The sequence below is a fragment of the Aeromonas sp. R1-1 genome (assembly GCF_040908495.1).
GTDB lineage: Bacteria > Pseudomonadota > Gammaproteobacteria > Enterobacterales > Aeromonadaceae > Aeromonas > Aeromonas veronii.
In genome coordinates this window covers 1-9345 of sequence record NZ_JBFODV010000167.1, presented here as the reverse complement: position 1 = coordinate 9345, position 9345 = coordinate 1, and the positions used below count along the sequence as shown (strand labels likewise).

Sequence of the window (9345 nt, the reverse complement as noted above, 5' to 3'; positions counted from 1 at the left end):
GACTGCCTGCAGCGTCAGGTGCGCGGGGTGGATGAGTATCTGCCGGTGCCCAATATGCAAAAGAGCCTGTTGACCGGCACCTTCGAGGCATTCTGCGTTTGGGCTGCAGAGCGCAAAGGGATTGTGCTGCCCGCCGGGCTGGAGTATCCCGCCTGGTTGGAACACGGGGAGCGCCGCTTTGGTGATGTCGCCCGCATGGAGCTGGTGCGCCACCTGTTTCGCCGTCCCCTCGAGATCTGGCTGGCGCTGGATCGCGCGCTCTTTTTGCAAGAGCAGGGCTATCGGGTCGAAGTGGGGGAGTTTTGTGCCAAACCCATGACCCCGCGCAATATCCTGATCCGTGCCGTGCGTACCTGACATCCGGCTATTTTGAGCATTTTTCTTGAACATTGATGATGGCTGACAGGTTGAGCCTGTCAGCCATTTTTTTCATCACGAACAATGACCGTATGGCAGGCCACCTGGCCGTCTCAACTGTTCTAAAAATGGGCGACAGATCATGCTCTGACGTTTTCGTTTGGGTTCTTTTCCTTTGTTTCAGCTGCACTGAATATCACAAGGTGAAATGGCTCACAAATTCTGCTTATTTCTTAATTCTCATCGTGAATTTAGTTGTTGAAACACCTATTCTTGGAACGCATTAATTCAAACAAGGACGATAAACATGTTCAAACCCAAGCGTTGTGCCTGGCTGATCGCTGCCGCCTGCGCATTGCCAAGCTATGCCGCAATGAGTGCAGCCATGAATATTCAACCCGATCCGCAAAATGCGGGAGGATATGTCATTGCGGCCCTGGATCTGGCAGCCATGGAAAAAGCCAAGACGGCCAATCCCATGTATGCAATATGGGCCAAGGCATTGGCCACTCGGTCTAATAAAATCGTTGATGCCATTGAACCGGGTCTGGCAAGCAATCCTGACAACGTAAAACGGGTTGAACGGGTATTTCCCCAATCTGAATGGGAATATTTAACCCAGATGGCAGCGCCGGAATATACTTATGTCCGCTTCTTGCGAGCCATTGGTAAATTCCCTGCGTTCTGTGGTGAATATACTGACGGTCGCGACTCTGATGCGATCTGTAAAAAATCCATTGTGACGGCCTTTGCCCACTTCTCTCAGGAGACCGGTGGCCATATTGCCAAGGAGAACGTCTCCGATAACCCGCTGGGGCTGGAGGAGTGGCAACAGGCGCTGGTGCATGTGCGGGAGATGGGCTGGTCAGAGGGACAGACCGGCTATACCACCGGCTGTGGCCAGAACGACTGGCAGAACAAGAAGTGGCCTTGCAGCACGGGTCAGGGGTATTTCGGCCGCGGCGCCAAGCAGCTTTCTTACCACTTCAACTACGGCGCCTTCTCCGAAGCGATGTTCGATGGCGATGCCTCCGTGCTGCTCAACAACCCGGGGCTGGTGGCTGACTCCTGGCTCAACCTCGCTTCTGCCATCTGGTTTTTCCTCACCCCGCAGGCCCCGAAACCGGCCATGTTGCACGTGATTGATCGCACCTGGGTACCCTCCAAACGGGAAGCTGACGCCGGTATCGGCTATGGCTTTGGTACCACCATCAACGTCATCAACGGCGGCATCGAGTGTGGTGAACAGAACAAGGACAAGGGGCAGCCGGTCAACCGTATTCGCTACTGGGAAGGGCTGGCCAACCACTACCAGATCCCGATCAAGGCGGATGAGAAGAACACCTGCTGGCAGCAGACTCCCTATGGCAGCCTCAATCTCAACGGCGCTACTGACGTGCTCTACACCAACTGGGATGGCAACTGGAAGTACTATCCGGATCGCCCGGGCGGTTACTCCTTCGAGTGCGAGCTGGTGGGCTTTCAGACCGCTTATTCTGCGCTGGTGCCGGGTGATTACGAGAAGTGCGTGACCAACTTCTACGGCTCCCACGCCAACTGGCCGAAAGTGCGGGTCGTGGACAAACTGACTCCACCGCCGGTCGATCCGAGCGAACCCCCCATCGGTGGCACCCCGGCCTGGGAAGCGACCAAGGTCTACACCGCTGGCAGCAAGGTGAGCTACAAGGGCGCCGTCTATCAGGCCAAATGGTGGACGCAAGGGGATGATCCCGCCAAAGGTGGCCCCTGGGCGTTGGTGACAACCCAATAAAAGAGATAGTCCATCCATTGATTGATAAGGAGAGGGGGCTTGGCCCCCTTTTTATATATTTTTATGGTATGAGATAATATGTGGCAGCGATTGAAAAAAGATCCATCAATCTGGAGGGGGAACTATATTTCCCAGCCAGCTTTTCTTTCCCGATTAAAGTGACGTAAACGGTCCATATCAAACTTTATTGATGGCTGGGCTTAGTAATATTCAAAAAACGTTGTGTGATGTTTTGCTAAACGATGGGTTAGAAGAGTTCACCCATGACGCCATCTTTGTCTTATTTATGATGAGGGTGTTTATTCTTCCCATCTATCAATTCATGGTATCACCTTGGTGACATTTATTTCACAGAGAGAAAAAATGAACATATTGGATGTAAAAGTCATGTGTATCTATTCGTTTACGGATGAGAGTATGTAGTTCGGCGGATGTTTTTTACTGCGAGCGAGGTAATCTTGCTCGATTTAAAATAATAGTTAAGGTGCGCAGATGAATGGGGATTGTCGTCTCCTTATCCGAATGGGAAGTCGTATGCGGTTTAATCACTAAGTAGATAGCAGGAAAGAGGAGTGCACCATGGAACTGGTGGTGATCCGCCATGGTGAGAGGCAAGCCAATGCGGAAGGACGGTATCAAGGTGCACTGGATATCGGGCTTAATGACGATGGCGTGCGCCAGATCTCTTGTCTGGCTGAGAAGGTGGCTGTGACAGAGCCGCCGTTCGATCGGCTGCTGGCGTCCCCCCTGCTGCGAACAAGGGAGAGTGCTGCCATCTTGTCTCGTCAGCTGGGATTGCCTGTGGAGCTTGTGCCTGCCTTTCGTGAGCGGGATGTCGGCCTGTTTGAAGGGCTAACGCAGGTAGAGGCAAGAACACGCTATCCCGAGCTGTGGGCGCGCAATATCACCCGGCGCTGGGCTGAATCTCCACCCGGTGGTGAAACCATTGATGAGGTGATTGCCCGGGTCTCGCAGGGACTAACAGAACTTGCTTCGACCATGCACGGGGAGCGGATATTGCTGGTGGCGCATGGTGTGGTCGCCAAGGTGATCCGTGCCGTAACGATTGCCGGATTTGATGACTTCTTCGAGTGGCAATTGCCCAACGGCGGCATGCTGTCGGTGAGGCTCTCTCTGGCTGATGGCGGCCCACTGCGCTTTAGCCGTCCCCTTGATGGTTGTGATTGAAAAGTGCACCAAAAGCAGAATGAAAAAAGCAGCGCTACCGAAGAGAGTAGCCTGCTTTTTGTGTACGTTGTGGTTGGTTATCTCTGCAGGCACTGGTTAGCAGTGTCACCAGAGGGAAGGGCGTGCGCCATCAGATTGGCTCCGGTTCCTCTTTGCGGCAGCAGTTGCGCCCCTGTTTCTTGGCCAGATAGAGGGCAGTGTCGGCTCGTCTAACCATCTTCTCTACAGTGTCATGGCTGCCCTTGCTGGCGCTGATCCCGATACTGATGGTGAGGGAGATCTCAAGAGCCCCGTCCAGTGCATGGTGCTGGGATTCGATGGCTAGCCTGATCCGCTCGGCGCTGGCCCAGGCGAGCTCGAGGGAGGTTTCCGGTAGCAGCACGATAAACTCTTCGCCACCCCAGCGACCCAGCATGTCCACCTCCCGCAGCTGTTTGCTGATCCGTTTCACCAGACTCAGGATTGCCAGATCTCCCTGCTGATGGCCAAAGGTGTCGTTGACTTCCTTGAAGTGGTCGATATCGATCAGCAGCAGGCTCATGGTATGGCCAAAACGCTGGCAGCGTTGCATCTCGGCGTTGACCAGCTCGTTGAAGCGGCGCCGGTTGGCAATGCCGGTGAGGGGATCCGTGGTGGCGGCGACCTTCAACTCCTCCACCAGTCGGGCTCGCTCCGAGATATCCCGCAAGATGGCGGTCATCTCGGTGGTCGGGCCCAGATTGATCTTGGCGATGGTCACCTCCAGCGGAAATTCGCTGCCATCGCGGCGCAGCCCCATCACCGAGGCGCGGGCATGCATCGGGCGCGAATTGATGGGGGAGCTGCTGAAGGCTTTGAAATAGGTCTCGTGATTGGCGCGAAAACGCTGTGGCAGCAGGGTTTCCAGCCGCTTGCCGAGATAACTCTCGTCGATCCCGAACATCTCGCAGGCGGCGGTATTGATAAGCTCGATGCGTGATTCGCTGCTGACACTGATGATGCCGTCATAGGCGGAGTTGACCACCGCTTCGAAGCGACGGCGACTGGTGGTGAGCGCCTCTTCCAGCTGCATCCTGGCGGTGATGTCGATGGCGGTGACGATGATCCGGTTGATCCGGGCTTGCTCGGGGATGATTGGGGAGAGAATAAAGCGCCACCAACTGGTACGCGAGAGGCTGTCGATGGGCAGCTCGCTCTCGAGCCCGGTCTGCATGCGCACACATTCGTGCATTGGTGGCTCGATGGTATTGGTGATGTAGCGGGGAAACATCTCGCTCAGCTGTTTGCCAATGCTGCCAAGGACATCCAGCTCGAACGCCTTGGCAAAGGTATCGTTGGCAGAGACCAGCACAAAGTGATCATCCTTGTCGAGGCTGAACACCGCCACGGCTGCGCCGATGGCGTCGAGAGATGACTTTATGTCGGCATGGGAACCCTGTGTAAACATGCGACCTCCACGGCGAATAACGTATTGATATTCAGTATAGTGTGGTCGTTTGGCTAACTACTCTTCGATATCCAGCAACACCAGAATGGCGCTGTCGCCGCCCCATTCACGGGGAGCCTGATGGAAGGCGCGAACATTGGGGTGCTGGGCCAGCCAGCTGGGAATGCGCTGCTTGAGAATATGTTTGCCGATGCCGTGCATCACCGAGGCGACGTGAATGTTCTCTTTTTGGCAGAGGGTGAGCAGGGCGGCCAGCTCCTGTTTTGCCTGCTGCTGATTCATGCCGTGCAGATCGAGATAGATCTCCGGCGGATAAATGCCCCGCTTGAGCTTTTTCAGCTCAAATTTTGACACATCTTCCCGCACGTAACGGGTCGGCCCATCATCGTCGAGATGGGGCTGATACTCATCGCTGAAATAGTGGTCAACCCCAAGCTTTTCGCGGGTTTCGCGCAATTCGCGTTTCTGCTTGACCGGGCGTAACTCGGCCCTTATGGTATCTTGCTTGATTTTCCGGGTACCTTTTATCGCATCGCGGAACAGCAGGGTTTCCTCGTCTGTCGGTGAGGGCGTTTTTTTCATCAGATGCTCATGTATTAGGTATGCGTCTTGCCCGCAACGTAAACGGGGCTCGGGCCGGATATTACTCGACTTGGAGGTGGATTTGGACAAGATATTTATCGATGAGGTGGTTGCCGAGATGCACACCATCCAGGACATGTTGCGTTGGGCCATGAGTCGTTTCAACGACGCCGGGATTTTTTACGGTCATGGAACCGACAACGCCTGGGATGAAGCTGTGCAGCTGGTACTGCCCGCGTTACATCTGCCACCGGATGTAGACCCGGCCATGCGCCACTCCCGTCTCACCAGCAGCGAGCGTCACCGTATCGCCGAGCTGATTATCCGCCGCGTACAGGAGCGGGTACCGGCCGCCTATCTGACCAACAAGGCCTGGTATGCCGGTTGGGAGTTCTACGTGGACGAGCGGGTGCTCATTCCCCGTTCCCCCATTGCCGAGATGGTGGCCAACCGTTTCGCGCCCTTCCTCAAACATGAACCGACCCGGATCATGGACCTGTGCACCGGCTCCGGCTGTATCGCCATCATCATGGCCCACGAGTTCCCGGAAGCGGAAGTGGATGCCATCGACATCAGCATCGATGCGCTGAACGTGGCCGAGCGCAACATCAACGATCACGGGCTGGAGCAGCAGGTCATTCCGATCCGCTCCGATCTGTTCCGCGATCTGCCGGCGGGCGACAAGTACGATCTCATCGTCTCCAACCCGCCCTATGTGGACTCCGAAGATATGTCGGATCTGCCGGATGAATTCCGTCACGAGCCCGAGCTGGCGCTGGCGTCCGGCTCCGATGGTCTCAAGCTGACCAAGCGTCTGCTGGCCCATGCGGCAGATTTCCTCAAGGATAACGGCGTGCTGGTGGTCGAAGTGGGCAACAGCATGATCCATCTGGAAGCCCAGTTCCCCGAGATCCCCTTTACCTGGGTTGAATTCGAAAACGGCGGCCACGGCGTCTTTGTGATGACCCGTGACGAGCTGGTGCAGTATCAGGATCATTTCGCCATCTACAAGAACTAAGCAGGAGCGCGCATGGCAGGGAACAGTTTTGGTCAACTCTTTCGGGTCACCACCTTTGGCGAGAGCCACGGCCTGGCGCTGGGGGCCGTGGTCGACGGCTGCCCGCCGGGGCTGGAGATCAGTGAGGCGGATCTGCAGGGGGATCTGGATCGGCGCAAGCCGGGCACTTCTCGCTACACCACGCCGCGCCGCGAGCCGGATGAGGTTAAGATCCTCTCCGGGGTATTCGAGGGCAAGACCACCGGCACCTCCATCGGGCTGCTCATCGAGAATACCGATCAGCGCTCCAAGGATTACTCCGACATCAAAGATCTGTTCCGGCCGGGTCACGCTGACTACACCTACCACCAAAAGTATGGTCAGCGGGACTATCGCGGCGGTGGTCGCTCCTCGGCACGCGAGACCGCGATGCGGGTAGCGGCGGGGGCGATCGCCAAGAAGTACCTCAAACAGGTGCATGGCATCGAGATCACCGGTTTTCTCTCCCAGCTCGGCCCCATCAAGGCCGAGGCGTTCGATGTGGCGCAGATTGAGCAGAATCCCTTCTTCTTCCCCGATGCGGGCAAGCTGGAAGAGCTTGATCAATACATGCGTGACCTGAAAAAAGAGGGCAACAGTATCGGTGCCAAGGTGCAGGTCATTGCGCGCAATGTGCCGGTGGGCCTGGGTGAGCCGGTGTTTGATCGCCTCGACGCCGATATCGCCCATGCCATGATGGGTATCAATGCGGTGAAAGGGGTGGAGATCGGTGACGGCTTTGCGGTAGTGGAGCAAAAAGGCTCCGAGCATCGCGACGAGATGACCCCGGCGGGCTTTGCCAGCAACCATGCGGGCGGCATTCTGGGTGGGATCTCATCGGGTCAGGATATCGTGGTGAGCATGGCGCTCAAACCGACTTCCAGCATCACTGTGCCGGGCAAGACCATCAATACCGAAGGCGAGGCAATCGAGATGGTCACCAAGGGTCGTCACGATCCTTGTGTCGGCATTCGCGCCGTACCCATCGCCGAAGCCATGCTGGCGCTGGTGTTGATGGATCACCTGCTGCGCCATCGCGCCCAGAATCAGGGGGTGTTGACCCATACCCCGCAGCTGCGCTGATCGCTGTTGCTGCTTATCGACTGATCGCTCCCTGTTTGGGGAACAAGTTCGACAATACCAAAAAGGCGACCTTCGGGTCGCCTTTGCTATTTCAGGTGGCGGCTTATCCCGTCAATGCTTGCGGAGAGTGCGGGTCAGCAGATCCGCGGCGCCCGGATCGGCATTGAGGCGACAGCTGGGGGGCGAGAACTTGTTGTGGGGTTTGGGCAAGGCATGAATGGCCTCGTTGACTTTGAGGATCTGTTCTTCGCTCACGCTGTTTTTGGCAAACATCAGACTGACCGGCTGGTGGTGTAGCAACAGCTGGCAGCTGATAAACTCTTCGGCCCCCAGCTGGGCCAGCCGGTAGCGGGCATATTGCCACTCCATGATGATGCCATCGAGGCGGCGAGCCAGCAGCAGATCGATCATCCGCTCATCGGCGTTGTATTCGGTCGCCATTTTAAGCGCCGGGCAGCTATCCATCTGATGCATGGGGCGAGTGCCGCGCAATTTGCCTATCTTGAGCCCTTTCTCGTTGCACAACGCGGGCAGATTATCGAGCTGCGCCCAGCGATCCTGATGGCCGGGGATAGGGTCATTGCTCAGCAGCACATAGGCACTCTGGCGGTAGGGGGTCGAGAAGCGGGCATAGCTCTGGCGCTCCGGCAGAGGGAGGGCGGCCATCGCCACATCCAGCTGATCGTGTTCTACCAGATGCAGTGCCCGCGCCCAGGGAAGTTCGCGAAACTTGGGGGCAAAGCCCGCCTGGGTGAGGATCTGGCGGGTCAGGCTGACATCCAGCCCATCCAGCTCACCCCGGTTGTTGATCTGGCTGAAGGGGGGCCAGTGACTCCAGGCCACGGTCAGGGTCTGACTGGCCTGCAGTGCAGGGCTTAGCAGCAGAAGCAGCAGGCCAATCCTTGCCTGCCAGCTGCCGCGGGGACGATATGGCGTGGTCATAGCTAAACCTCGTTATTGTGTTCTTCTATCCCTTGCTTTTGCCCTGCGAGTCATGCCTGCGAGGGCTGATATTGTGTTGCCAGTTAATAGTGTGGTGCGTGCTACATCAATCAACGGGATTATTCGGGGGGCAGGAGGGGGATTTTCTGTTCGTGCTGGGAGGAGCATCACATTTTTCTCGTTTATCCCGGGCAACTCCGTTAGACTGCGCCTCTATTCTTTCCCCTTTGCTCTGCTCCCCGGGGAAATCGTTGTTTTCTCAATAGGCCCAGATCTTGTGAGATGGCATCGGCTCAGCAGAGGAGCCCCACCACAAATCCCCGGCGCCCCTATCTCTAGCAGGTAATTATGAGTTTTACTTCCCTCGGTCTGGCCGAACCCTTGTTGCGTGCCGTTGCCGAACAAGGCTACGACACCCCGTCTCCCATTCAGCAGCAAGCGATCCCCGCCGTTCTGGCTGGCCGCGATCTGATGGCGGCGGCCCAAACAGGGACCGGCAAGACCGCAGGCTTTACCCTGCCGATGCTGCAACGTCTGATGGAGAGCAAGCGCAAGGTTTCTCCGAACCGCATTCGTGCGCTGGTGCTGACCCCGACTCGCGAGCTGGCCGCCCAGGTGGGCGAGAGCGTGCGTAACTACGGCAAACACCTGCCGATGCGCAGCCACGTGGTCTTCGGCGGCGTCAGCATCAATCCGCAGATGATGGCGACTCGCCGTGGTCTGGACGTGCTGGTGGCCTGTCCTGGCCGCCTGATGGATCTTTACAACCAGAACGCCGTCAAGTTCGACGAGGTGGAAATCCTGGTACTGGACGAAGCGGATCGCATGCTCGACATGGGTTTTATTCGCGACATCCGCCGCATCCTGGCCCTGATGCCGAAGAAGCGTCAGAACCTGCTCTTCTCTGCCACCTTCGCCGACGAGATCCGCGAACTGGCCACCGGTCTGCTGGATAACCCG

8 protein-coding genes and 1 pseudogene are annotated in these 9345 nt (G+C 57.0%); 6 read left to right on the top strand and 3 right to left on the bottom strand.

Translation table 11 applies throughout. The annotated features are described in order from the left end of the window. From AB5Y92_RS09580 to AB5Y92_RS09570, 3 genes and pseudogenes are all read left to right on the top strand, one after another. Positions 1 to 357: pseudogene (locus AB5Y92_RS09580) on the top strand (methyltransferase); the annotation flags it as partial. Between the two features lie 307 nt (positions 358 to 664). Next, complete coding sequence (locus AB5Y92_RS09575; RefSeq protein WP_368226625.1) at positions 665 to 2128, top strand: chitinase; 1464 nt, start codon at positions 665 to 667, stop codon at positions 2126 to 2128. A 579-nt stretch (positions 2129 to 2707) separates the two neighbouring features. Beyond that, the gene (locus AB5Y92_RS09570) at positions 2708 to 3316 is read left to right on the top strand and encodes a histidine phosphatase family protein (RefSeq protein ID WP_368226623.1); all 609 of its coding nucleotides are present in this window, start codon (positions 2708 to 2710) and stop codon (positions 3314 to 3316) included. 130 nt (positions 3317 to 3446) lie between these two features. Here AB5Y92_RS09570 and AB5Y92_RS09565 read toward each other — a convergent pair whose 3' ends face one another. Together AB5Y92_RS09565 and smrB are read right to left on the bottom strand one after the other, a co-directional pair. After that, positions 3447 to 4742, bottom strand: coding sequence for a diguanylate cyclase (locus AB5Y92_RS09565; RefSeq protein ID WP_064341229.1), 1296 nt, complete (start codon positions 4740 to 4742; stop codon positions 3447 to 3449). Between the two features lie 57 nt (positions 4743 to 4799). Continuing rightward, positions 4800 to 5324: an endonuclease SmrB gene (gene smrB, locus AB5Y92_RS09560; RefSeq protein ID WP_005333198.1), complete on the bottom strand. Its 525-nt coding sequence runs from the start codon at positions 5322 to 5324 to the stop codon at positions 4800 to 4802. An 82-nt stretch (positions 5325 to 5406) separates the two neighbouring features. On the opposite strand from smrB, the gene prmB reads away from it, so the two are divergent. Then, the gene (prmB, locus tag AB5Y92_RS09555; protein ID WP_005360393.1) at positions 5407 to 6342 is read left to right on the top strand and encodes a 50S ribosomal protein L3 N(5)-glutamine methyltransferase; all 936 of its coding nucleotides are present in this window, start codon (positions 5407 to 5409) and stop codon (positions 6340 to 6342) included. 12 nt (positions 6343 to 6354) lie between these two features. Then, positions 6355 to 7443 carry a chorismate synthase gene (gene aroC, locus AB5Y92_RS09550; RefSeq protein WP_368226621.1) on the top strand — a complete coding sequence of 363 codons (1089 nt, stop codon included), beginning with the start codon at positions 6355 to 6357 and terminating at the stop codon, positions 7441 to 7443. A gap of 111 nt (positions 7444 to 7554) precedes the next feature. Here the strand turns inward: aroC and AB5Y92_RS09545 are convergent, their stop codons facing one another. Further along, entirely contained in the window at positions 7555 to 8385 is an 831-nt protein-coding gene (locus AB5Y92_RS09545) for an ABC transporter substrate-binding protein (protein WP_019445131.1), read from the bottom strand. Between the two features lie 348 nt (positions 8386 to 8733). On the opposite strand from AB5Y92_RS09545, the gene AB5Y92_RS09540 reads away from it, so the two are divergent. After that, positions 8734 to 9345 (top strand): DEAD/DEAH box helicase (locus AB5Y92_RS09540; protein ID WP_368226619.1); only part of this gene is annotated, 612 nt, incomplete at its 3' end.

What these genes read in the sequence shown, in the direction of transcription:
- AB5Y92_RS09575 (WP_368226625.1), top strand. Translation starts at nt 665, where the DNA reads ATGTTCAAACCCAAGCGTTGTGCCTGGCTGATCGCTGCCGCCTGCGCA.
- AB5Y92_RS09570 (WP_368226623.1), top strand. Translation starts at nt 2,708, where the DNA reads ATGGAACTGGTGGTGATCCGCCATGGTGAGAGGCAAGCCAATGCGGAA.
- AB5Y92_RS09565 (WP_064341229.1), bottom strand. Translation starts at nt 4,742, where the DNA reads ATGTTTACACAGGGTTCCCATGCCGACATAAAGTCATCTCTCGACGCC.
- smrB (WP_005333198.1), bottom strand. Translation starts at nt 5,324, where the DNA reads ATGAAAAAAACGCCCTCACCGACAGACGAGGAAACCCTGCTGTTCCGC.
- aroC (WP_368226621.1), top strand. Translation starts at nt 6,355, where the DNA reads ATGGCAGGGAACAGTTTTGGTCAACTCTTTCGGGTCACCACCTTTGGC.
- AB5Y92_RS09545 (WP_019445131.1), bottom strand. Translation starts at nt 8,385, where the DNA reads ATGACCACGCCATATCGTCCCCGCGGCAGCTGGCAGGCAAGGATTGGC.